At 49.2% G+C, this 23,564-nt stretch carries 19 protein-coding genes; 18 read left to right on the top strand and 1 reads right to left on the bottom strand.

Annotated elements, in window-relative coordinates:
- The first annotated feature begins 171 nt into the window (after positions 1 to 171).
- On the top strand, positions 172 to 429 hold the full coding sequence (locus EL268_RS30000; RefSeq protein ID WP_106654812.1) for a hypothetical protein: 258 nt from the start codon (positions 172 to 174) through the stop codon (positions 427 to 429).
- 49 nt (positions 430 to 478) lie between these two features.
- Here EL268_RS30000 and EL268_RS29995 read toward each other — a convergent pair whose 3' ends face one another.
- Entirely contained in the window at positions 479 to 2,530 is a 2,052-nt protein-coding gene (locus tag EL268_RS29995; protein ID WP_106654811.1) for a transglycosylase domain-containing protein, read from the bottom strand.
- A 196-nt stretch (positions 2,531 to 2,726) separates the two neighbouring features.
- On the opposite strand from EL268_RS29995, the gene speE reads away from it, so the two are divergent.
- From speE to rpoE, 17 genes are all read left to right on the top strand, one after another.
- On the top strand, positions 2,727 to 3,560 hold the full coding sequence (speE, locus tag EL268_RS29990; RefSeq protein ID WP_088911020.1) for a polyamine aminopropyltransferase: 834 nt from the start codon (positions 2,727 to 2,729) through the stop codon (positions 3,558 to 3,560).
- 19 nt (positions 3,561 to 3,579) lie between these two features.
- Positions 3,580 to 4,449, top strand: coding sequence for an agmatinase (gene speB, locus EL268_RS29985; RefSeq protein ID WP_048035131.1), 870 nt, complete (start codon positions 3,580 to 3,582; stop codon positions 4,447 to 4,449).
- Between the two features lie 180 nt (positions 4,450 to 4,629).
- Positions 4,630 to 5,874 (top strand): MFS transporter, encoded by a 1,245-nt coding sequence (locus EL268_RS29980; RefSeq protein WP_106654810.1) that lies wholly within the window; start codon positions 4,630 to 4,632, stop codon positions 5,872 to 5,874.
- A gap of 55 nt (positions 5,875 to 5,929) precedes the next feature.
- Positions 5,930 to 6,343 carry a YwiB family protein gene (locus EL268_RS29975; protein WP_106654809.1) on the top strand — a complete coding sequence of 138 codons (414 nt, stop codon included), beginning with the start codon at positions 5,930 to 5,932 and terminating at the stop codon, positions 6,341 to 6,343.
- 74 nt (positions 6,344 to 6,417) lie between these two features.
- A complete protein-coding gene (locus tag EL268_RS29970; protein WP_106654808.1) occupies positions 6,418 to 6,810 on the top strand; it encodes a hypothetical protein in 393 nt (130 codons plus the stop codon).
- 77 nt (positions 6,811 to 6,887) lie between these two features.
- Positions 6,888 to 8,306 (top strand): sigma-54 interaction domain-containing protein, encoded by a 1,419-nt coding sequence (locus EL268_RS29965; protein ID WP_106654807.1) that lies wholly within the window; start codon positions 6,888 to 6,890, stop codon positions 8,304 to 8,306.
- A 164-nt stretch (positions 8,307 to 8,470) separates the two neighbouring features.
- On the top strand, positions 8,471 to 9,835 hold the full coding sequence (gene kamA / locus EL268_RS29960) for a lysine 2,3-aminomutase (RefSeq protein WP_106654806.1): 1,365 nt from the start codon (positions 8,471 to 8,473) through the stop codon (positions 9,833 to 9,835).
- Between the two features lie 268 nt (positions 9,836 to 10,103).
- Positions 10,104 to 12,179 carry a (Fe-S)-binding protein gene (locus EL268_RS29955; protein WP_106654805.1) on the top strand — a complete coding sequence of 692 codons (2,076 nt, stop codon included), beginning with the start codon at positions 10,104 to 10,106 and terminating at the stop codon, positions 12,177 to 12,179.
- 114 nt (positions 12,180 to 12,293) lie between these two features.
- Positions 12,294 to 12,833: a sigma-70 family RNA polymerase sigma factor gene (locus EL268_RS29950; RefSeq protein WP_106654804.1), complete on the top strand. Its 540-nt coding sequence runs from the start codon at positions 12,294 to 12,296 to the stop codon at positions 12,831 to 12,833.
- Entirely contained in the window at positions 12,830 to 13,942 is a 1,113-nt protein-coding gene (locus EL268_RS29945) for a hypothetical protein (RefSeq protein ID WP_106654803.1), read from the top strand. Before EL268_RS29950 ends, EL268_RS29945 begins: the two co-directional genes overlap by 4 nt.
- Positions 13,943 to 14,109: 167 nt before the next feature.
- Positions 14,110 to 15,288 carry an acetyl-CoA C-acetyltransferase gene (locus EL268_RS29940; protein WP_106654802.1) on the top strand — a complete coding sequence of 393 codons (1,179 nt, stop codon included), beginning with the start codon at positions 14,110 to 14,112 and terminating at the stop codon, positions 15,286 to 15,288.
- A gap of 15 nt (positions 15,289 to 15,303) precedes the next feature.
- Positions 15,304 to 16,155, top strand: a complete 852-nt coding sequence (locus tag EL268_RS29935) for a 3-hydroxybutyryl-CoA dehydrogenase (RefSeq protein WP_106654801.1) — start codon at positions 15,304 to 15,306, stop codon at positions 16,153 to 16,155.
- A 31-nt stretch (positions 16,156 to 16,186) separates the two neighbouring features.
- A complete protein-coding gene (locus EL268_RS29930) occupies positions 16,187 to 17,332 on the top strand; it encodes an acyl-CoA dehydrogenase (RefSeq protein WP_106654800.1) in 1,146 nt (381 codons plus the stop codon).
- Between the two features lie 32 nt (positions 17,333 to 17,364).
- Entirely contained in the window at positions 17,365 to 18,507 is a 1,143-nt protein-coding gene (locus EL268_RS29925) for an acyl-CoA dehydrogenase (protein WP_047069847.1), read from the top strand.
- A gap of 171 nt (positions 18,508 to 18,678) precedes the next feature.
- Positions 18,679 to 19,311 (top strand): TetR/AcrR family transcriptional regulator, encoded by a 633-nt coding sequence (locus tag EL268_RS29920; RefSeq protein ID WP_106654799.1) that lies wholly within the window; start codon positions 18,679 to 18,681, stop codon positions 19,309 to 19,311.
- A 121-nt stretch (positions 19,312 to 19,432) separates the two neighbouring features.
- Positions 19,433 to 22,684 carry a fused isobutyryl-CoA mutase/GTPase IcmF gene (gene icmF / locus EL268_RS29915; RefSeq protein ID WP_106654798.1) on the top strand — a complete coding sequence of 1,084 codons (3,252 nt, stop codon included), beginning with the start codon at positions 19,433 to 19,435 and terminating at the stop codon, positions 22,682 to 22,684.
- Between the two features lie 257 nt (positions 22,685 to 22,941).
- The gene (gene rpoE, locus EL268_RS29910; protein ID WP_106654797.1) at positions 22,942 to 23,502 is read left to right on the top strand and encodes a DNA-directed RNA polymerase subunit delta; all 561 of its coding nucleotides are present in this window, start codon (positions 22,942 to 22,944) and stop codon (positions 23,500 to 23,502) included.
- Positions 23,503 to 23,564: the final 62 nt, after the last annotated feature.

Raw genomic sequence — 23,564 nt, 5'->3', positions numbered from 1 at the left:
AACTTATTTCCATATCTGTGTACATGTACACTAGGTCAACAAACAGGGAGAGAGCCGTCACTCTTTCCCTGTTTGTCTTATATAATTATCATCGTTGATCATAGTTTTTGGGATATCGCGGAACACTAATGAGGATTGAACCAAACTGTTTGACGGAAGGGGCGGTACCCATTGGAAGAAGATCTCCGTGGTAATGAACAATCGCATGATCATTTTGTGAAGCACGGTGGCGTCCATTTCCGTACACACGTGACTCCGACCGAGATAAACAACTTTGTGCGCAAGCTTCCTGCTGGAAAAAGGGACAGCTTGTTTGAAGTATTGGAACAGCTTGATAATGCCGGTCTGATTACGATCGTCAACGACCATGTTTTTGCCGATGGAGATGGAGTCGTGGGCGGCGGGGACAATCAGAGCACGCAAGGTTAATAGGCACAGCAAAAGGACGTACTCGATGAAGAGAAACGTCCTTTTTTCTTTAGTTATTCGGTTTCCACCAACTGCCCATGCGCTGCCAGAAGGTCGAAGAATCAGGCGGCTTTAAAGGCGTCGGTGTCTCATTGGTCGGGATGTGATCCGTGCAATAATCTTGAGGCTCTGTTCCGCTGGCGAAATAAAAGAGCTGTGGATTCGGACAATGCTCGGTCGCCAGTTTTCCAGAAGCGGGATCGATATAAACAGATACAACACCAGCTGGCATGTCAAAGAGTGCAGGGGGCTGACCTTTGAGCGCACTTTCCATGAACTGGGCCCAGATTTTTTTGGACAGGTACCCTTCCTTTACATCATCGACCTTTTGGTTTTTGTCGTAACCTACCCATACAGTCGAAACCAGCTGCGGAGTGAACCCGCTCAGCCAAGCGTCATAATCCGTTGACCCTGTTTTCCCTGCTACAGGTCGGTTCATTTCACCAGCAACGCGATATCCGGTACCGCCTTGTTCAAATACACTTTGCATCATATTCACTAAGAGAGCGGACGCGACAGGATCGGCTACCTGTGTTTTTTCCGGTTTTTCTTCGACCAAAATATTGCCCTCGCTGTCCTCGATGGAGGTGATCGCAATGGGCTTCACTGCTTGTCCCTTGTTGACGATTGCTGCATAAGCTGCGTTTAACTCTAAGGGAGAGACAGGTGAAGTTCCCAGTGCCAGTGAGGGAACTGCTTGCATCGAGCTGGTGATACCTAATTGCTTTGCCTGATCAACCACTTTTTGCGGCCCGAGAAAATCAATGGTCTTGACGGCATAAATGTTGTCGGAGGTTTTGATTGCTTCACGCATATTGATCAGTGCGTTTGCATATTTTCCACCAAAATTGCCGGGAATGTACTGCTTATTGTTATCGTAGGTAAAAACGGTCGGTTCGCTTTTTATCAAAGTGAGCGGTGTATAGCCGTTTTGCAAGGCAGACAAATACATGATCGGCTTGAAGGAGGAACCGGGCTGCCGCTTGCCAAGCACGCGATTGTACTGGCTCACCTTGTAGTCACGTCCACCTACCATTGCTTTGATATAGCCGGTCGCAGGGTCCATGGCGACAAGGGCTACCTGCAAATTCGGATTATTCTTCGGTAAGACGGAGGCGACAATATCCTCGGCCTTTTTTTGTATGACTGGATCAAGGGTCGTATGGATTTTTAGACCGCCATGAATAAATTTTTCTTCTTCAATGCCATATTTGTTTTTTACCAAATTGGCGATGTAATCGCGGAAATAAGGAGCCGGCTCGGTTACGTTCTCGTTTGCTCGCTGTTTCAGCTTGATTGGTTCCGCGTAGGCTTGCTCTACTTCCTTCGCTGTCAGTAGATTGTCGCGCTCCATGGCATTCAATATGAGCTTTTGTCTGGCTTTGGCGCGTTCTAAATCGACAAATGGTGAATAATAAGTAGGACCCTTAGGGATGCCTGCCAGCATGGCGCTCTCTGCAACCGTCAAATCTTTGGCGTCCTTGCCGAAATAGGTTTGGGCAGCAGCTTGAACGCCATAGGCTGAATGACCGTAATAAATCTGATTGACGTACATCTCTAATATTTCATCCTTGCTGTAATTCAGTTCAAGCTGAATCGCAAGCAAGGCTTCTTTGATTTTTCGCTCCCATGTCTTGTCCAAGCTGAGGTACAAGTTTCTCGCCAATTGTTGGGTAATAGTACTGGCACCCTGACGCTTGTCCATGTTAATGACATCAACATAAGCGGCCATGGCCAATCGCTTCCAATCAAAGCCAAAATGCTCGCGGAACGAACGGTCCTCGATCGCGATGGTCGCATCCAGCAATGCGGGTGAAATCTCTGCAAGTGGCACAGAAATCCGGTTCTCGCCACGGTGCATCGTATCCAAAACCTCTCCATTGGAAGCGTAAATCGTCGTGGTTTGCTTCACAAACGTTTCCGGGAGTGGTTGTGAGCGTAAGTACAAAATGAGCAGCAAGATGGCAAAAGAGAAACATAATAGGCTGAGAATGGTAAATTTTACAAATTTCTTAGCCCAACGCAAATAGCGCAGCAATGGGGCTTCGCGAATGACTTCCATGTGTGCCTCTCCTCCTTTCTGCGGTTGAATCAATAAAATAGGACATACTACGTTACTAGTAGTATGTGTCGCTTGCAAGCTGGTTAAACTTTCCTCACTAGAAAAATATCTTGCAATTTGGAAGACAGCTACTATAATTTTCTTGTTATATTGTATTTTCATGCGGTTAATTGAAGGAGGTTACATAGCCATGAACATGGAATTGTGGTACACCGAAAAACAGACGGAAAATCACGGGATAACAACGAAAATTACAGAAACCCTATACAGTGAGAAATCCGAGTTTCAACAAATCGACGTCATTAATACGAAGCAGTTTGGTCGCATGTTAGTGCTCGACGGCATGGTTATGACTACCGATGTCGATGAGTTTGTCTACCATGAAATGATTTCTCATATCGCGCTGAATACGCATCCAAACCCGAAAAAGGTTCTGGTTGTAGGCGGCGGCGATGGCGGTGCTATTCGTGAAATCGTAAAGCACGCGTCTGTAGAAAAAGCAGTTCTGGCTGAAATCGACGGTGGCGTCATTGAGTCTTGCAAAAAATATTTCCCTGAGATTGCGAGTGCATTGACAGGCAATCCGCGTGTAGATGTACAAGTTATCGATGGTATTAAACATATCCATGACCACAAAGGTGAGTATGATGTGATCATGGTTGACTCTACAGAGCCAGTAGGACCTGCTGTAGGTCTGTTCGAAAAAGGTTTCTACCAAGGCATTCACGATGCTTTGAAACCAGACGGTATCATGGTTGCTCAAACGGAATCTCCTTGGTTTAACCGTGATCTGATCAAGCGCGTCTTCAAAGACCTGAAATCGATCTTCCCGGTTACTCGTCTCTACACCTGCAGCATTCCTACTTATCCATCCGGACTGTGGAGCTTCACCATCGCTTCCAAGCAACATGATCCGTTGGAAGTAGATCCAGCGAAAATCAAAGATTTGGGCACCAAATACTACAATGCGGAAGTTCACCACGCTGCTTTCAAACTGCCTAACTTTGTGGCTGAGCTGACCCGCGACTAATCGGGGGAGAACTACACCTATGCGTTTTGACGAAGCATACTCTGGAAATGTCTTTATCCGTAGTCACGGGAATTACGAAGAAAGCCAAGCGGTTATTTACGGTATGCCAATGGACTGGACAGTGAGCTTCCGTCCGGGCTCTCGTTTTGGCCCTTCCCGTATTCGCGAGGTTTCTATCGGTCTGGAAGAGTACAGCCCGTACTTGGACAGGCTGTTGGAAGACATCAAATACTTTGATGCCGGCGATATTCCTCTTCCTTTTGGAAACGTGGAAGGTAGCCTGGATGCGATCCGTACATTCGTGGCAAAAGTATTGGCAGATGGCAAATTCCCATTGGGTCTGGGTGGAGAGCACTTGGTTTCCTGGCCAGTTTTCCAAGCGGTTTATGAAAAGTACAAGGACATGGTCGTGTTCCACTTTGACGCGCATACAGACCTGCGCGACAACTACGAGGGATACGAATACTCCCACTCCACCCCGATCAAAAAGGTATGCAACCTGATCGGCGGCAAAAATGTATATTCGTTCGGTATCCGCAGCGGGATGAAGGACGAGTTTGAGTGGGCAAAAGAAAACATGCATCTGTACAAATACGATGTACTGGAGCCAGTGAAGCAAGTGTTGCCTACCATCGGCAACCGTCCAATCTACCTGTCAATTGACATCGATGTATTGGACCCTGCGCACGCTCCAGGTACAGGTACAACAGAAGCAGGCGGCATCACGTCTCGTGAGCTGCTCGATACCATTCACTTCATGGCAAACAACGGTGCGAATGTCATTGGTTGTGACCTGGTAGAGGTTGCTCCTGTGTATGACCACAGTGAAATGACGCAAATCGCGGCATCCAAAATCGTTCGCGAGCTCCTCTTGAGCTTTGTAAAATAAGATATCCGCGTAAATAAGCCTCCGGTTTTGCAAAAGGACCGGGGGCTTTTCCTATTGGTGGCAGACGTTCAATTCAATTAATAAACATTTTTATTTACAAAGTATTGAATTGTCAGTACAATCATAATAGTGAAATGATGTAAGAGTCGACGGAGGTTTTCTTACAAAGGAGTTGTCTGCATGAGAGAAGTATTTGCCTACGCACCATTTCGAAAGCTGTTCTTTTCCAATCTTTTCTCTGGCTTTGGGCAAGGCATGACGATGATCGGGATTGCCTGGTTCCTCGTGGAAACGACAGGCTCGGCTCAACTTTTGGGCTCGACCATGTTTACTTCTGCGGTACTGATGTTTTTCATTGGGCCGTATATCGGGACGCTCATCGATCGTTACTCCCGCAAAAAAATGCTGCTGGTAGAAAACTTGATCGGATTTAGCGTACTCGGCATGCTCGCGATCTGGGGCTTTTTTGGAGAGTACACCGAGTGGATGCTAATCGTGATCTATTTGACGACGACCTTTATGTACCAGATTCATTACCCGACGCAGTCCGCGCTGGTTCAGGAGACGTTCGAGCCCAAGCACTACAACAGCATTAACAGTCTGCTCGAGATCGAAGGACAGACTGCATCCGTTCTTGCTGGGGCGTTTGCGGGGATTTTGCTTAGCTCCTACGGGCTGCATGTGGTGATTATTTTCAATGCGATTACCTATTTGTTCGCCTTTACCTTGCTGTCTACCATGACGTATACCTTCACGCTGGAAAAAGAAGCGAAGCAAAACCAGGGTGTCGCGTGGACGGAGCAGCTGATGGAAAGCTGGCGGTACATTCGGCAAAAGAAAGGCTTCCTCCTGTTTGGCATATCGGCACTCATGCCCTTCATTGCTGTTATGGCTACGAACTTATTGAAGCCTGTTTACATAAGCCAAACGCTGCAGGCGGGTGTTTCAGTTTATTCGCTGGGAGAGGTCACGTATGCACTGGGTGCGGTGGCGGCAGGTTTACTCGTTGCTTTCGTCGTTAGCAAGATGGGGCAACTGGCAGCCATGATCGGCAATACGCTGTTGTTCGCGATTGCCATTGTCGTCATGATTGCTTTGCCGTATGGCTGGGCGCTGATTGCGGCGTACACGTTTTACGGGTGGAGCAACGCTTCTGTGCGCTTGATTCGGCAATCGCTCTATATGACAGTTGTGCCGAAGCATCAGATGGGGCGGGTGATGAGCTTTTTCAACTCAATCGGCATGATGATGCGTTTGGTCCTGATCGGTTTGTTTACGGCTATGATCGATTACACGGGGGCAGGAATCGGGTACTTGGTGTTGGCGGGTCTGCTGCTGCTTGCGGCGATCGGGATTGCTGCTACCATGAGATACCTGCTGGCGGATGCCAAAGCGGAGGCGGCGGTTGCCACAGAAGAGCGATGAAGGGTAGAATGTAGGGATAAATGGGAAGCGAAAGAAAGTGGAGTGTGGAAGCAGCATGCAAGACATACAAGTGAAATTGACGGCACGGCATCATGTCGAAGGCAACTGGGAAGAAACGACCCACAGCTATGAAGGCAAGCGCGTACAAAAAGCAACCGCGTGGTACTTGACCTACAAAGAGCAGATGGAGGGCGTCGGCGAAGTAAGCACGACACTGAAGCTGACAGATACGTCCATTACGCTGGTTCGTCAGGGCGGAGTTTCAACCAGACAGCAATTCGAAAAAGGAGCCAGCACCCATTCTACCTATCAAAGTCCCTATGGTCCGTTTGCAATGGAGACGCATACGAACAAGCTGCGAATCCGCTACGAAGCAGAGGTTCCTGTACAGGTAGAAATCGCATACCAGCTATGGATGAATGAGCAGTACGCTGGCGAGCATGAGCTGAAAATAGAGCTAGGAAAATAAGCCGCCCTTTGCAAGGGCGGTTTTTTGCACGTACAATAGGATTACTTGCGGCTGAAGTGAGAGGGGGATACAGCATGTTTGTACTCGCAAATGGACTGATAGCCGGTCTGGGTCTTGCTGCTTTTTTGGCGCTCGGAGATGGTTTGTTTGATACCAATACCTTTCCCGTTTTAATTGATGTCAGCTATGTACCGGGTATGGAAAACCTGCCCTCTATTGTAGAACTATTGATTCATCTGCTGATTAGTGTGATCGTCGCCTTTTTTCTCATGCACTTTTACCCGCGGGAACGAAAAGCCCGATCGGTACGATACTTGCTGTACTGGATGCTCGGTTTTTCTGTCGCGTTTTTCCCATTTAGCCTGTTGAGTCAATCCGCGATGAGTTTGGCAGCGTTTCTCATTTGGGTATTGGGACATTTACTGTATACCGCAATGCTTGCCATTCAGGTAGGGCGTAATCGATAACATCGTAAAAGTGCCGAATATTCGGCGAAGTGATGATTTTTTGGCAGCATGGATGGAAGGAAGGAGTGAAAGCCAAGATGCCGTTGTCAGATACGGTAGAAATGTTGCAGGCGATCTTGGGTGCTATCGATGAAGGAATTCACGTTGTGGACGCAAATGGCATTACGATTTTCTACAATCACGTCGCAGCCAAGCTCGATGGGCTGACCTCAGAGGAGGTGTTGGGGAAGCCATTGTTGGAGGTTTTTCCTTCGCTTGATCGACAGTCGAGTACCCTGCTTCGTGTCATCGATAGTGGCGAATCAATCTACAACCAGACACAGACATATAAGAACTGGAAGGGAATGCGTGTGGAGACAATCAACACAACACTTCCGGTGAGAGTAGGCAAACGGTTAGTCGGTGCAGTCGAGGTGGCGAAGGATATTGGCAAGCTAAAAGAACTGTCGGAGCGCTTAGTCGATCTTCAGGCCAAGATTAGCAAGCCGAAACGGACAAAACGCACGGTAGATGAAACGACTTTCCATTTCGATGACATTTTGACGATGAGTGAAAAAATGAAACGCCTCAAAGAACGCGCTCGAAAAGCTGCCCGGACATCTTCTCCCGTGTTGATATACGGCGAAACCGGGACGGGAAAAGAACTGTTTGTCCAATCTATTCACCATGCGTCTGTCCGCACCAGTAAGCCATTCATCGCGCAAAACTGTGCCGCGCTGCCGGCTGCGCTGCTCGAAAGCTTGCTGTTTGGCACGACAAAAGGAAGCTTCACAGGAGCCGATGATCGGCCAGGGCTATTCGAGCTGGCGGACGGCGGTACTCTATTTCTGGATGAACTGAACAGCATGCCGCTCGATTTGCAGGCAAAGCTGCTGCGAGTCCTCCAGGACGGTCAGATCAGACGGATCGGCGGGAGCCAATCGACCAAAGTGGACGTACGGGTAATCGCTGCAGTCAACGAGGCACCGCAGTCACTCGTGGAGCGAGGAGTCATGCGAACCGACCTGTACTACCGGATCAATGTCGTCTCTTTTGAATTGCCGCCATTGCGGGAGCGCAGAGAAGATGTGGATATGCTGATCGATCATTTCTTGCAAAAGTTCAACCGGATCTTCGGTATGAATGTACGTGGAATCAGCAGCGAAGTGGCACGTTTGTTTGCTATGTATGATTGGCCGGGGAACGTACGTGAACTGGAACATGTCATAGAAGCAGCCATGAATATGGTGGAATCGGACATTATTTTGTTGGACCATCTTCCGACTCATTTGCTGGAACGCCCGCAATCTGAGAAAAAAGAAGCGCCTATTTCGGCGCAACTCCTGTCAAAGGAAGGCTGTACGCTGCCAGAAATTTTGCGTGAGGTAGAGGAAAAAGTGATCAAAGAGGCGATGCAGCAAACGGACGGCAATGTCCTTCGTGCCGCCAAGCTCTTGGGAATCCCAAGACAGACGCTGCAATACAAGCTCTCGCAACGAATGATCCCTCCCTGTTGAGTGCCGAAAATTCGGCAGACTCACATAGGCGCAAATCAGGATGAAGCGCTCACAAAACGCTCTATTCCTTATTTTCTAAATCTTTTGATTTGTTGGCATGGCACTTGCATCTCTTGTTGGTTGAGTGAAACGAAGAGGTTCACCATAAGACGAGAGGAGACGGGATGCACATGACAGTAGCGACAAAACGCGATTGGCGTTCGATAGAACTTTGGAAGGATGTCACGGACGAGCAATGGAATGACTGGATGTGGCAGCTTACGCACACCATCAAGACGGTCGATGATTTGAAGCAGGTAATCAATCTGACACCGGAAGAGGAAGAGGGCGTACGTATTTCTACGCAAACGATTCCACTCAACATCACACCGTACTATGCTCATCTGATGGATCCAGACGATCCAAGCGATCCGGTTCGCATGCAGTCTGTACCTTTGTCCTCTGAGATGGTTCGTACCAAATACGACATGGAAGACCCACTCCACGAGGATACGGATTCTCCTGTACCTGGTCTGACGCATCGTTATCCAGATCGCGTGCTTTTCCTAGTGACGAACCAATGCTCCATGTATTGCCGTTACTGTACGCGTCGTCGCTTTTCCGGCCAGATCGGCATGGGTGTGCCAAAGAAACAGCTGGATGCCTGTATCGATTACATCCGCTCAAGACCAGAAGTCCGCGATGTACTGCTCTCCGGTGGAGACGGTCTGTTGATCAATGACCGCGTACTGGAGTACATCATCAGCAGCCTGCGCGACATCCCGCATGTTGAAATTATTCGGATCGGTACGCGTGCACCTGTTGTATTCCCGCAGCGCATTACCGAAAACCTGTGCAACATCTTGAAAAAATACCATCCGGTTTGGCTCAATACACACTTTAACCATCCAAAAGAAATTACACCGGAAGCGAAGCTGGCTTGCGAAATGCTCGCCAATGCTGGTGTTCCGCTCGGCAACCAAGCAGTTATTTTAGCTGGCATTAACGATTGTGCGAATACGATGAAAAAGCTGGTGCAGGACCTGGTCAAAATCCGCGTTCGCCCGTATTACATCTATCAATGCGACCTGTCAGAGGGCATTGGACACTTCCGCGCGCCTGTCAGCAAAGGGATCGAAATCATTGAGCACCTGCGCGGCCATACTTCCGGCTATGCAGTGCCGACCTTTGTAGTAGACGCTCCACACGGCGGCGGTAAAATTCCAGTCAGCCCGAACTACATTATTTCGCAAGCGTCCGATAAAGTCGTCCTGCGGAACTTTGAAGGCGTTATCACGTCCTATCCAGAGCCGAAGCAATACCATGAGCATGATGAAGAAAACTGCGAGTACTGCATTGCTGCAAAAGGCAAAGCGGTTGGGATCGCAGCACTCATGCAAGACGAGGTGGACAATCTGGAGCCGACTGATCTGCCGCGCAACAAGCGTATCAAAGCAACCAAGGTCAAGTCACTCGCAGATGTACGTTCGGAGCAAAAGGCCAAGAAAGAACAGACTACTGTCGAGACGAAGGAAGCTTCAGGAAAATAAGCAGGATCAACAGCTACCCGTATGAAGGTAGCTGTTTCTTTTTTTCGTAAGAATATTTCCAACTCTTCGAAGAGGATGGATGATTCGCAACTTGTGTGATAAGATCGAGTTATACCCAATATGAGCGGTCGCTCAGTATCGTTTCATTTTTCGAAAAAAATAAACAAACTGACTGAATACTCATTCATTTATTTCCATGATTCTGATAAGATAGAAAAAACGATTTCCACGTGCAAAGACAAACTCGCAATAGAGGGGAGTAGAAAACATGCTGGCACTCATTAATTTGATCGCCTTTTTCCTGGTTCTCGCTTACGGGCTGTATTTAGCAGGACATGTCGTGTACAGCAGATACTTGTTTATCAAGCTGGGGAAAAAGCCGGATGTGAAAAATGACTTTGGGGCACGCATCAATCTGATGCTGGACAACGTCATTTTCCACAAGAAGCTGCTGAAGGACAAAAAGAGCGGCGTGATGCACGTCGTGATGTTTTACGGCTTTATCACCCTGCAATTCGGAGCCATTGAGCTGATTATCAAAGGGCTTTCGAAAGGCTACGAGCTTCCTTTTGGCAGCGCTCACAAATACTTCTCCGTCATGCAGGAGATCACCACGTTTCTCATTTTGGCTGCGGTCGGCTACGCTTACTATCGCCGCTACATCGAAAAGCTCAAGCGTCTGAAGCGCGGCTTCAAATCAGGGCTCGTCCTCTTGCTGATTTCCTCCCTGATGGCGACTGTATTGCTCTCGCTCGCTTTTGAACAAATTTGGCTCGGACATGAGCCATCGGCGTTCGCTCCGATCTCTTCTGTTTTCGCGATTGTCTTCTCTGCGATTGGGGTAGGTACAACGGGTGCAGCGGTAGGCTTTTACGTTTTCTGGTGGCTGCATCTGATTATCTTGCTCGGCTTTGCGGTGTATGTGCCGCAGTCCAAGCACGCGCATCTGCTGTTTGCGCCCGTCAATGTGTGGTTCAAGAAGCTGGACCCGCCAGGCAAGCTGACCAGCATCAATTTCGAGGACGAGACGCAGGAGGAATTCGGTGTCGGCAAAATCGAGGATTTTACACAAACGCAGCTCATTGACTTGTACGCTTGTGTAGAGTGCGGTCGCTGTACGAATATGTGCCCGGCCTCTGGAACGGGAAAAATGCTATCCCCGATGGATCTGATTACGAAAATGCGCGACCATTTGACGGAAAAAGGTGCTTCGGTAACGTCGCGTACGCCATGGATGCCGAGCTTCGCTTTTTCGCAGACGACTGCCAATCAGATTGCGTTCCAAGCATCTGAAGTAGCGGCCACTGCCGAAGGAGCAACCGCTGTCTATGAGAAAAGCTTGATCGGCGATGTCATTACCGAGCAGGAGCTGTGGGCTTGTACGACCTGTCGCAACTGTGAAGATCAATGTCCGGTAATGAACGAGCACGTCGATAAAATCATCGATATGCGCCGCTATCTGGTCATGACAGAAGGAAGCATGCCAGCAGAAGCGCAGCGTGCCTTGAACAATATCGAGCGTCAGGGCAACCCGTGGGGAATCAACCGCAAAGACCGGACGAAATGGATTGAAGGTCTGAATGGCGAGTACGAGGTGCCGACGGTCAAGCAGGTCGAGGAATTCGAGTACTTGTTCTGGGTAGGCTCGATGGGATCGTTTGACTTGCGCAGTCAAAAAATTTCGCAGGCATTTGTGAAGCTCATGCACGAAGCAGGCGTGAAGTTCGCCATTCTGGGCAATGAAGAAAAGAACTCTGGCGATACCGCTCGCCGCATTGGTAACGAGTTCTTGTTCCAGCAGCTCGCCCAAGAAAATATCGCCTTGTTTGAAGCGTATGAAGTCAAAAAAATCGTCACCTGCGACCCGCATGCGTTCAATACGTTTAAGAACGAATATCCGGAGTTTGGGTTGAAGGCAGAGGTGTACCACCACTCTGAGCTGTTGGCGGAGTGGGTGAAGGAAGGCAGATTGAAGCCAACCAAGGAAATCAAGGAACGCATCACCTACCACGATTCCTGCTATCTGGGCCGTTACAACGAAATTTACGACAAGCCACGCGTCATCCTCGAAGCCATTCCTGGCGTAGAGGTGGTCGAAATGAAGCGCAGCGGCTGCGACAGCATGTGCTGCGGAGCGGGCGGCGGCTTGATGTGGATGGAGGAGCATGAAGGCTCTCGTGTCAACGTCACACGTACGGAGCAAGCTCTGGAGGTCAACCCGACGGAAATCGCCAGTGCATGCCCATACTGCCTGACGATGATGAACGACGGAATCAAGACCAAAGAGCAGGAAGATCACGTCAAAACACGCGACGTCGCGGAAATTCTCGCAGACGCCATCTAGGTTCATACCATGCGCAAGTCTCGGTGCTGATCAAGCGGCGGGGCTTGCGCATTATTTTATTGCAAAAAACTGTAAGATAAAGGAGCCAGCTGAATCTAAAGGAGTGGGAAGGGAGTGAGGAAGCTGGAGCTTGCAGAGAAAAGCTTAACCAAAACAAAAGAAGCATTATTTGATGAGTTGATCCGGCACTATTTGAAAAAGGTGTTGCGCCTGGTGTATTTGATGGTCAAGGACCGCAGCCTTGCTGAGGATATTACGCAGGAAGTGTTCCTGTCAGCTTACAAAAACTTGGGGAAATTCCGCCAAGAGAGCTCGATGCAAACATGGGTGTACCGAATCGCCGTCAACGAAGCGAAAAAACACCTGCGCTCGTGGTCGTTCCGTCACCTGTTTTTCAAACCGGAAGTGGACATAGAGGTAGTCGAGGGAGCAGAGTCGGCCGTTTTGCAAAATGACCTTCGTGCCCGTTTTGCTCATCTCGTTATGAAGCTGCCGCATAGCTACCGTCAGCTGATCGTCCTGCACTACTATGAAGAATTGTCTGTAGAGGAGATTGCGGTCATTTTGGACATGACCGCCGGAGCGATTTATACGAAAATGCACCGGGCACGTCAAAAGCTCAAAGCGCTGCTGGAAAAGGAGGGGATCGAATGAACCTGGATAAATTGCTGGCGGAATTCAAGGAAACGGCTGACCGGACGCTGCTTGGCGGAATGGAAGATACCAATGGCTTGGAGGAGCGGATTCGCATGAATATTGAGAAGAAAGGCAAGAGAAGGTTTCGGATCACCTACTCCGTAAGCGCTACGCTTGTTGTCATTTTGCTTGTCATCGGGTTCACTCCTTATTGGCTGCAAAAGGAAAACGCGAGTACAAACACCATCAAGGGAACGACAGCTCAACCAAGTCCGAATCAAATCCTCGATCCAAAGGTGACTGCTCTTGATTTTGACGATGAGGAGATTATGAGAACGGTAGATGAGATCGTCGGTTTCTTGCGTGTTGGACTGACACAAGACCAAATGAAAGAGGCTATATCCGTCCCTTACACAGTCATGGACGATTATGGTGGAGGCGGGGATGATGGCGCAGAAGAGTACTGGGGCTATTCTATTTTCGCAAAAGAAGGATATCAGCGAAAAGACTGGGCGATGATCGAGGGAGAAGGTCTGTTAAAAAGAGACGTGGGCTTGGAGCTATTAGTGGGATGGAAGGATAAAAAGCTATATTGGTATTCCTTGAGCTATGTCCAAGGCAAAGACGTTTATCTTTTCAAATTGAACAGCAACGGAACTGTCCAAGAAGATATCGTGAATGTCAATCAAGATGGTACCGAGACACCTGCTCCTCCGTCTATATTCGATTTAAAGCCGGGGGAAGAAGATCGTTACTACAATTACATGTATGAAAAAAAGGATGAGCTATTGCGTGGGCTGTCTCCGATTGACATCGTGAAGCTTTATGTAAGAGCAGTGCAAGATGGGCAGCTCGAAATGCAGTACGCCTTGCGTATCGTGGATGAAGGCGTAGTGAAGCCGACGTTGGAGCAATATTTGGAAGAAGTGAAGAAAGATCCGGCTAGAGAACGAAGTATCTGGAGAGGCAGTAAAAAAATGATTGAGATGGGGAGCAAAATTTGGGTTGAATATAATGACGACGAAACCATTGTCTGGACTGAGTACAAGAATAAAAGCCACGAGACAACGGGATATATCATGCGGCAAGACGACCAGGGTATCTGGAAAATAAGATGGAGACCGTAGCAGCAGCAAGAACAGCCTGACTCTCACAAAAGTCAGGCTGTTCTTTTTTTCATTATTGATTGACTATTCGTACGGAAGACGGCAAAATAAAAGTATGCAAAGTGAACGAACGCTCGATCAATTTAGTTTTTGTTGATGTGAAACACCATCCGAATGGAGGTCATTCGATGAAAACAGTCATTGTAGGGGCAGCGCGTACCCCGTTTGGTAAGTTTGGCGGAGCTTTGAAAGCGCTATCGGCAGTAGAGCTCGGCTCCGTTGTAATCAAGGAAGCGGTAGAGCGCGCTGGCATTTCCGGCGATCAGGTGGACGAAGTGATCATGGGCATGGTTTTGCAGGCAGGTGCGGGTCAGGTGCCATCTCGTCAGGCGGCACGCAAAGCTGGACTACCGTGGAATGTAGCGAGTGAGACGATCAACAAAGTATGTGCATCCGGGATGCGTGCAGTGACGATGGGGGACCAGATCATTCGCGCAGGGGACGGAGAAATCATCGTCGCGGGCGGCATGGAGAGCATGAGCAACGCACCGTATGCATTGCCGGATGCCAGATACGGAATGCGGATGGGAGATGCAACGGTTCGCGATCTCATGATGTACGACGGTCTCACTTGTCCGTTTGATCAAGTACCGATGGCTGTTCATGGCAGCAATGTGGCAGAAGAGAACGGGATTACGCGAGAAGAGCAGGATGCGTGGGCGCTACGCAGCCAGCAGAGAGCCGCACAAGCGATGGAAAAAGGACTTTTTGCTGACGAGCTTGTCTCGGTGTCCATCCCGCAAAGAAAAGGGGAGGCACTGCAAGTAAATGTCGATGAAGGGCCGCGCCCGGATACCTCCAAAGAAGGATTGGCGAAGCTGCCACCTGTGTACAAAAAGGACGGAACGATCACGGCAGGCAATGCACCGGGGATCAACGACGGAGCAGCAGCGATGGTACTGATGTCAGACGCGAAAGCACAAGAGCTGGGCATCAAGCCGCTCGCCACGATACTGGGACACGCCGCGGTCGGCGCAGAGGCTCCTTATATCGCGACAACTCCGGGGCTTGCGATCAACAAGCTCTTGGAAAAGACGGGAGTTTCCCTATCTGAAATCGATTTGTTCGAGGTGAATGAAGCCTTCGCTGCTGTCATTTTGACCAGTGGCAAAATCGTCGGGTGGGACGAAGAGAAAGTGAATGTAAACGGGGGAGCGATTGCGCTCGGACACCCGATTGGTGCGAGTGGTGCTCGGATTATTATGCACCTCGCCTATGAATTGAAAAGACGAGGCGGCGGTTTGGGAGTCGCGGCAATTTGCAGTGGTGCCGCACAGGGTGACGCCATCTTGATTAAAGTAGAGTAAGGGAGGCCTTTTTGCATGAACGTACAAACCATTATGGTCATCGGGGCAGGACAGATGGGCAGCGGGATTGCCCAAGTAGCGGCGCAGGCTGGCTTTCGCGTTTTTTTGAACGACGTCCAGCAGGCGTTTGTGGAACGCGGCCTGGCTACGATTGCAAAAAACTTGTCGCGCAACGTGGAAAAAGGCAAGCTCAGCGAAGCGGAAAAGGAAGCGATTCTCGGGCGTTTGACGCTGTCTACTGATCTGGCAGATGCGTCTGAAGCAGATTTTGTGGTAGAAGCGGTGACAGAAAACATGGCGGTTAAAACGCAAATCTTTTCCAAGCTGGACGAGGTATGTCCGCCGCATACGGTGCTCGCGAGCAATACATCCTCACTGCCGATTACCGAGATCGCGGCAGTTACGAAGCGCCCGGAAAAAGTAATCGGGATGCACTTCATGAACCCGGTTCCCGTGATGAAGCTGGTTGAGATCATCCGCGGCCTGCAAACAGCCGACGAGGTTTATCAGCTGACAGAAGATTTGTCCAAGCAAATGAGCAAGGTACCCGTGAGCGTCAACGATTTCCCTGGTTTTGTGTCCAATCGGGTACTGATGCCAATGCTGAATGAAGCGATTTATTGTGTGTACGAAGGAGTTGCAACACCGGAAGCGATCGATGAAGTCATGAAACTGGGCATGAACCATCCGATGGGGCCGCTTCAGCTGGCTGATTTCATCGGGCTGGATACTTGCCTCTACATTATGGAGGTACTGCACGAAGGGTTCGGTGATTCGAAATACCGCCCATGCCCGTTGCTGCGCAAGTACGTCAAAGCAGGATGGTTAGGCAAAAAATCCGGTCGTGGTTTCTACGTGTATAGCTAACCGATGATTTTCGCAGAAAGGTAGGACGGACATGGATTTCCGATTGAACGAAGAGCAAGAGATGATGCGCCGCATGGTGCGAGACTTTGCCCAGAAAGAGATCGCACCTTTCGTCCCGGTGATGGAAGAGACGGACCAGTTCCCGCGTCAGATCCTCAAAAAAATGGGCGAGATGGGGCTCATGGGCATTCCGATCGCCGAAGAGTGGGGAGGAGCAGGAGCGGACTTTATTTCCTACATTTTGGCCATTCACGAGATTTCCAAGGTGAGTGCGACTGTAGGCGTCATTCTGTCCGTGCATACCTCTGTCGGGACGAACCCGATTCTCTACTTCGGTACCGAGGAGCAAAAACGCAAATACGTGACCAAGCTTGCGAGTGGGGAATACCTCGGGGCTTTTGCCTTGACCGAGCCGCATGCAGGTTCTGATGCGAGCAGTATCCGAACCACAGCCGTGAAAAAAGATGATGAATACATCCTGAACGGAAACAAAGTGTTCATCACGAACGGCGGAGAAGCAGATACGTATATCGCGTTTGCCGTTACCGACTCGGCGAAAGGAACCAAGGGAATATCGGCCTTTATTGTAGACAAGGATACACCGGGCTTTACGGTTGGGAAAAAGGAAAAGAAGATGGGACTTCACGGTTCCTATACGACAGAGCTCGTATTCGACAATGCGCGTGTACCGGCTGCCAACCTGCTGGGGCAGGAAGGGGAAGGCTTCTGTATCGCGATGGCGAATTTGGATTCTGGTCGAATCGGGATTGCTGCCCAAGCCCTTGGCATTGCCGAGGCCGCAGTCCAGTACGCGACAGAGTACGCGCGGGAACGCAAACAGTTCGGACAATCGATTGGCAAGCAGCAAGCCATCGCCTTCAAGCTGGCTGACATGGCGACGAAAGCAGAAATAGCCCGGTTGCTGGTATACCGAGCGGCGTGGCTGCGCAGTCAAGGAATTGCTTGTGGAATGGAAGCCTCGATGGCAAAGCGTTTTGCCACAGACTCCGCAATGGAGCTCGCGACAGAGGCCGTGCAAATCTTTGGCGGCTATGGCTACACGAGAGAATATCCGGTAGAGCGTCTATTCCGGGATGCGAAAGTAACCCAAATCTATGAGGGAACCAACGAAATTCAGCGAATCGTTATCGCCAAGCATTTGCTTGCTGATTCATAGACAAACGAAGAACACATGGGGGAGTGATTCATATGAATTTCCAACTGACCGAAGAACATGACATGATGCGCAAAATGATTCGCGACTTTGCAGAGAATCAAGTAGCTCCGACAGCAGCCGAGCGCGATGAAGAAGAGTGCTTTGATCGTTCCATTTTTGAGCAAATGGCTGAGCTTGGACTGACAGGAATTCCTTGGCCGGAACAATACGGCGGAGCAGGTGCAGATTACCTGAGCTACGTCATTGCAGTGGAAGAACTCTCCCGTGTGGATGCCTCTATTGGTGTGACACTGTCCGCACATGTTTCCTTGGCGAGCTGGCCGATTTACAAATTCGGGACAGAGGAGCAAAAGCAAAAGTTTTTGCGTCCATTAGCAGAAGGCAAGAAGATGGGTGCGTACTGTTTGACCGAGGCGGGATCTGGCTCCGATTCTGCTGGAATGCGCACGACAGCCGTACGCGATGGCGATCACTACATTTTAAATGGTACCAAAATCTTCATTACCAATGCGGGTGAAGCAGAAATCTACATCGTATTTGCGGTCACCCAACCAGAGTTGAAGCATAAAGGGATCACTGCTTTCATCGTTGAAAAAGGCATGGACGGATTCACGATGGGGAAAAAGGAGAAAAAGCTGGGTATCCGTTCCTCGCCAACACTTGCGGTCAATTTTGAAGATGTGCGCGTGCCGGTAGAGAATAGACTGGGCGAAGAAGGCCAAGGCTTCAAGATCGCGATGATGACGTTGGACGGTGGAAGAAACGGTATCGCCGCTCAAGCATTGGGAATTGCACAGGGTGCATACGAGCATGCGCGGAACTATGCCAAAGAACGCAATCAGTTCGGCAAACCAATCGCATCCTTGCAGGCAATCCAGTTCAAGCTGGCAGATATGGCTACCAAGATCGAGGCATCCCGTTTGCTCACTTACCAAGCAGCGTGGCTGGAAGATCAAGGTCTACCCTATGGCAAAGCATCTGCGATGTCCAAAGTATTTGCGGGGGATACAGCAATGGAAGTAACAACCGAGGCTGTTCAAGTTTTCGGCGGTTACGGCTATACGCGGGAGTATCCTGTGGAGCGCTTCATGCGTGATGCCAAAATTACACAAATCTATGAAGGAACAAATGAAATCCAACGTGTCGTGATCAGCAATTTCCTGCTAAAAGAGTAGGAAGCTGTCCCGTCTTCCAACACGATGAAACACATAGAAAAGAAAAGTTTGGCTTTGTGCTCTTACTCGCGTATAATGATCTCCGAATGATACAAAAGTAGAGTGTTTGCGCCTTCTTTTCTATGAGGCGTCTGACCAAACGCTCAGTCGGTTGGAAAGGTGGATTTTGGAGTGTCTGACAAGAGAAAAACGATACCATCCCTGGTAAAGGACCCAAAACTGATCGAGAGAAGACGAGAGCAGATTATTGAGGCTGCCGTTCATCTCTTCATTAATAAAGGTTTTCATAAAACGACGACAAGGGAGATTGCCCGGGCGTCTGGATTTAGTATTGGTACGTTGTACGAGTATATAGAGTCAAAAGAAGACGTGCTCTATCTTGTTTGTGATGCCATTCATGCGGAGATGGAGACACGCTTGCGTGAAGCGATCAACTTCAACGGAACTGGCTTGAAAACATTAAAGATTGCACTAAAGAGCCTGATCCGCGTGATGGATCAGATGAGCGACCGCGTCTTGCTTATTTATCAGGAAGCCAAATCATTGCCAAAAGAAACACTTCGCTACGTGTTGGGGCGTGAAGAAGCCATTTCGCATATTTTCGTCGAAATCCTGGAAAAAGGGATTGCTGACGGTTCGCTGCGCATTGATGAAAAGAACGTCAAGCTGATGGCGGACAATATCATGGTGCTGGGCGAAATGTGGGTGTTCCGCCGCTGGGCATTGAAAAAACACTATACCATTGAGGAGTACACAGAGAAGCAAATTGCCCTGTTGCTTCGCGATATCAGTGTCTCCGATTAAGAAGAAAGTTTAAAAAGTCTGGGAAACATAGGGTGCCAAGCAAACCTCGCGTCTACTTCGCCTTGATCTGCTTGGCCCTGTTTTTCCGCCTTTTTAAACTAATGAAAAGGAGAGTGGAACGATGGAAACGGAAGTGTATCGTCCGCAAAACAAGGTTCGCTTTGTGACCGCAGCCAGTCTGTATGATGGTCACGACGCTTCGATTAATATCATGCGCCGTATTTTACAATCGTCGGGAGTAGAGGTCATCCATCTCGGGCATAACCGCTCTGTTGACGACATTGTAACAGCCGCTATCCAGGAGGATGTGCAAGGGATTGCCATCAGTTCCTACCAAGGCGGTCATGTGGAGTATTTCAAATACGTAATTGATCTATTACGCGAGCGGGGAGCAGAGCATATCCGTGTTTTTGGCGGCGGTGGCGGCGTTATCGTTCCACGCGAGATTCGGGAATTGGAAGAGTACGGAGTCTGTAAAATTTATTCGCCAGATGACGGCAGACGATTGGGCTTGCAGGGCATGATCAACGACATGATCAGACATAGCGATTTCCCTACCGTCAAGCAGCTGGAGGAAGAAGTAGCAGGCTTGCGCGAGCAAAACCATCAGGCGATTGCCCGGCTGATTTCCGTTGCAGAGTATGCAGTGGACCAGCCCGAATGGACAGAACCGCTCCGTGAAAGTTTAGTGGAAGCCGATTCAACCATTCCGGTATTAGGGATTACAGGTACGGGTGGCGCAGGAAAAAGCTCATTGACCGATGAGCTTGTTCGTCGATTTATTCGCACTTATCCCGAGAAGACGGTTGCGATCTTGTCTGTCGATCCATCGAAGCAAAAATCAGGTGGGGCGTTACTTGGTGACCGCATCCGCATGAATGCCAATTCGACACCGCGCGTTTACATGCGCAGTCTCGCCACCCGCAAATCGGGCATGGAGTTGTCTGCTGCATTAAAAGACGCGATTCAAGTAACACGTTCTGCCCATTTTGATCTGATTATTGTGGAAACGAGCGGGATTGGTCAGGGGGATGCGCAGGTCACAGAAGTGTGCGACGTCTCCATGTACGTCATGACCAGTGAATTCGGGGCGCCATCCCAGCTGGAAAAGATTGATATGCTCGACTTCGCTGATGTGATCGCGATCAACAAATTTGAGCGCAAAGGCTCAGAAGACGCTCTTCGCGAGGTTCGCAAGCAATATCGACGCAATCACCAGCTTTTTGAGCTGCCGGACGAGAAGGTTCCTGTGTATGGTACGATTGCGAGCCAGTTTAACGATCCGGGAACGAATGTGTTGTTTGCTGCTCTGATGCATCGAATTGTAGAAAAAACTGGCGTTGACTGGTCTGTGGAGCATTTGGATACAACTCCCGTAAAGATTCATAAAACTTCGTTGATTCCGACAGAGAGAATCAATTATTTGCAAGACATTGCCAACACCGTCCGCCAATACCGTGCCTATGCAGAAGAGCAGTCGCTGATTGCACGCAAGCTGTTCCAGTTGCAGGGCGCGAAGGAGACGGTGCTTGCCTCGGGAGATTCTGCAGCTGCCGAGCTGGCAGCGGTACTTGATAAACAAATCGTTCTCTTCGAAGAAAAGCTGCATCCGGAGTGCCGACGTATTCTTGAAAATTGGCCAAAGCTCAAGGAAGCGTATCGGAAGGATCAATTTGTTACGAAAATTCGCGACAAGGAATTGGTTACCAAGCTTTTCAGCGTATCGTTGTCCGGTACACGCATTTCAAAAGTAGCCGTCCCAGATTACGAGGATTGGGGCGAAATTTTAAAGTGGTCGTTAAAAGAAAATGTCCCAGGTGAATTCCCGTATACCGCAGGAGTATTTCCGTTTAAACGGGAGGGAGAAGACCCCAAGCGACAATTTGCCGGAGAAGGTACTCCAGAGCGGACGAACAGACGCTTTCACTTCCTGTCTCAAAATGATGAAGCGAAGCGACTCAGTACGGCTTTTGATTCGGTTACGCTGTATGGTGAGGACCCAGACTACCGCCCGGACATTTACGGGAAAATCGGTACGAGTGGAGTTAGTATTTGCACCTTGGATGACATGAAAAAGCTGTACGCCGGCTTTGACCTTTGTGCACCTAGCACTTCTGTGTCCATGACGATCAACGGCCCTGCGCCGATGATTTTGGCCATGTTCATGAATACGGCGATTGAGCAGCAGATGGATGCTTTTGTCCAAAAAGAAGGGCGTCAGCCTACCGAGGACGAAGCCAAGCAAATCAGAGCGTACACGCTGTCGACTGTTCGTGGAACCGTTCAGGCGGATATTTTGAAAGAGGATCAGGGGCAAAACACGTGTATCTTCTCGACAGAATTTGCCTTGCGGATGATGGGGGATATCCAGCAGTATTTTATCGACCATAAAGTGCGGAACTATTATTCGGTGTCCATTTCCGGCTATCATATTGCGGAGGCAGGAGCGAATCCGATTACGCAGCTTGCATTTACGCTGTCTAACGGATTTACCTATGTCGAGTACTATTTAAGCCGCGGCATGAACATTGATGACTTTGCGCCGAACCTGTCCTTTTTCTTCTCCAATGGTCTCGATCCGGAATACACCGTAATTGGACGAGTGGCTCGCCGGATTTGGGCAACCGTGATGAAAAATCGTTATGGTGCAAATGACCGCAGTCAAAAGCTGAAGTACCACATCCAGACATCCGGCCGTTCCTTGCACGCGCAGGAGATGGATTTCAACGATATCAGAACGACCTTGCAGGCGTTGATTGCGATTTATGACAACTGTAATTCACTTCATACGAATGCGTTCGATGAAGCGATTACGACCCCGACAGAGAACTCTGTGCGACGGGCAATGGCGATTCAAATGATCATCAACAAGGAAATGGGACTCGCGAAAAATGAGAACCCGCTTCAAGGGGCATTCATCATCGATGAGCTGACAGATCTGGTAGAAGAGGCAGTTATGCAAGAGTTCGAGCGGATCAGTTCTCGCGGAGGCGTGCTGGGGGCGATGGAGACTCAATACCAGCGCGGCAAAATTCAAGACGAGTCCATGTATTACGAAATGAAAAAGCATACGGGCGAGCTGCCAATTATTGGGGTAAACACATTCATTAATCCAAATGCATCTGAGGACGATTACGAGATTGAATTGGCTCGCGCAACCGAAGAGGAAAAAGAACAGCAAATCATAAATCTCCGTGCATTCCAGGAGCGCCACAAGGATGTGTCTACGGCTGCGCTGCGGCGCCTGCAGGAAGTGGCCATGGCGGGAGAGAATATCTTTGCCGAGCTGATGGAGACGGTAAAAGTAGCATCGCTTGGTCAAATCAGTGCTGCTCTGTATGAAGTAGGCGGCCAATACCGCAGAAATATGTAAGACAAATCCCTCGGTAGCGATTGCCGAGGGATATCTTTGGTTTTGATGTCGATAAGAATTAGTCAACGCCTGTTTGAAAGCCTTGCATTTTCGTCTAAAATAAGGAATACTGTATGATAGCCTTCTTATGTTGTACGATGTACAATCGAAGAAATCGATATCATTTATGAATGACTTATACAAGCCTGCGTCCCCCGAACAGGGCCCCGGGTCAGTATTCAAATCAATCGTTTTCATATGGAAAGGACGTGCCCTGAGTGAGTCAATTGTTTGCTCATATTGATTCCGAGAAACTGAGTGAGATGGCGTTAGTTGACATTGCGTATGAAATTTTGCGTCAAACTAACCGCACTTACAACTTCCGCGAGCTGATGAATGAACTGGTTGCAGTGCGCAAGCTGACTGATGAACAACTCATGGCAATCATCGCGCAAGTATACACAGAAATTAACATTGATGGCCGTTTCGTGTGCCTCGGTGACAATGTATGGGGATTGAAACGCTGGTACCCAACCGACACCGTGGAAGAAACCCAAGAGGGTGGCGGAACGAAGAAGAAGAAAATCGTCTTGGACGACGACTTCGACGATTACGATTCCGAAGACGAAAGTGTCGAAGAATACGAGGACGACGATGTTGTCATCTTTGAGGACGAAGAGGAATTCGTCGACGAAGATTCTGATATCGAAGAAGAAGAAATCGATGGAGAAATCGACGAGGAAGAACTCGAAGACGAAGATGATGAGATGTTCGAAGAGGACGAAGAGCTTGCGGAAGAGGAATCTGACGAAGAGCTCGACGACGAAGACGAGAAATAGGTCCTTGACTTCGGCTTAAGGGACAGATAAAATACTCCTTGGGCTTCACATGAAGAAGGATC

The organism is Brevibacillus brevis (assembly GCF_900637055.1).
Taxonomy (GTDB): domain Bacteria; phylum Bacillota; class Bacilli; order Brevibacillales; family Brevibacillaceae; genus Brevibacillus; species Brevibacillus brevis.
The sequence above is the reverse complement of the archived record's forward strand: the minus strand, read 5'-3'. Positions and strand labels throughout refer to the sequence as shown.

Excerpts from the sequence above, each read along its gene's own strand:
- speB (WP_048035131.1), top strand. The coding sequence starts at position 3,580 with ATGCGTTTTGACGAAGCATACTCTGGAAATGTCTTTATCCGTAGTCAC.
- EL268_RS29970 (WP_106654808.1), top strand. The coding sequence starts at position 6,418 with ATGTTTGTACTCGCAAATGGACTGATAGCCGGTCTGGGTCTTGCTGCT.
- EL268_RS29945 (WP_106654803.1), top strand. The coding sequence starts at position 12,830 with ATGAACCTGGATAAATTGCTGGCGGAATTCAAGGAAACGGCTGACCGG.
- kamA (WP_106654806.1), top strand. The coding sequence starts at position 8,471 with ATGCACATGACAGTAGCGACAAAACGCGATTGGCGTTCGATAGAACTT.
- EL268_RS29925 (WP_047069847.1), top strand. The coding sequence starts at position 17,365 with ATGAATTTCCAACTGACCGAAGAACATGACATGATGCGCAAAATGATT.
- EL268_RS29975 (WP_106654809.1), top strand. The coding sequence starts at position 5,930 with ATGCAAGACATACAAGTGAAATTGACGGCACGGCATCATGTCGAAGGC.
- EL268_RS29965 (WP_106654807.1), top strand. The coding sequence starts at position 6,888 with ATGCCGTTGTCAGATACGGTAGAAATGTTGCAGGCGATCTTGGGTGCT.
- speE (WP_088911020.1), top strand. The coding sequence starts at position 2,727 with ATGGAATTGTGGTACACCGAAAAACAGACGGAAAATCACGGGATAACA.
- EL268_RS29940 (WP_106654802.1), top strand. The coding sequence starts at position 14,110 with ATGAAAACAGTCATTGTAGGGGCAGCGCGTACCCCGTTTGGTAAGTTT.
- EL268_RS29935 (WP_106654801.1), top strand. The coding sequence starts at position 15,304 with ATGAACGTACAAACCATTATGGTCATCGGGGCAGGACAGATGGGCAGC.
- EL268_RS29930 (WP_106654800.1), top strand. The coding sequence starts at position 16,187 with ATGGATTTCCGATTGAACGAAGAGCAAGAGATGATGCGCCGCATGGTG.
- EL268_RS29955 (WP_106654805.1), top strand. The coding sequence starts at position 10,104 with ATGCTGGCACTCATTAATTTGATCGCCTTTTTCCTGGTTCTCGCTTAC.
- EL268_RS29980 (WP_106654810.1), top strand. The coding sequence starts at position 4,630 with ATGAGAGAAGTATTTGCCTACGCACCATTTCGAAAGCTGTTCTTTTCC.
- EL268_RS29995 (WP_106654811.1), bottom strand. The coding sequence starts at position 2,530 with ATGGAAGTCATTCGCGAAGCCCCATTGCTGCGCTATTTGCGTTGGGCT.
- icmF (WP_106654798.1), top strand. The coding sequence starts at position 19,433 with ATGGAAACGGAAGTGTATCGTCCGCAAAACAAGGTTCGCTTTGTGACC.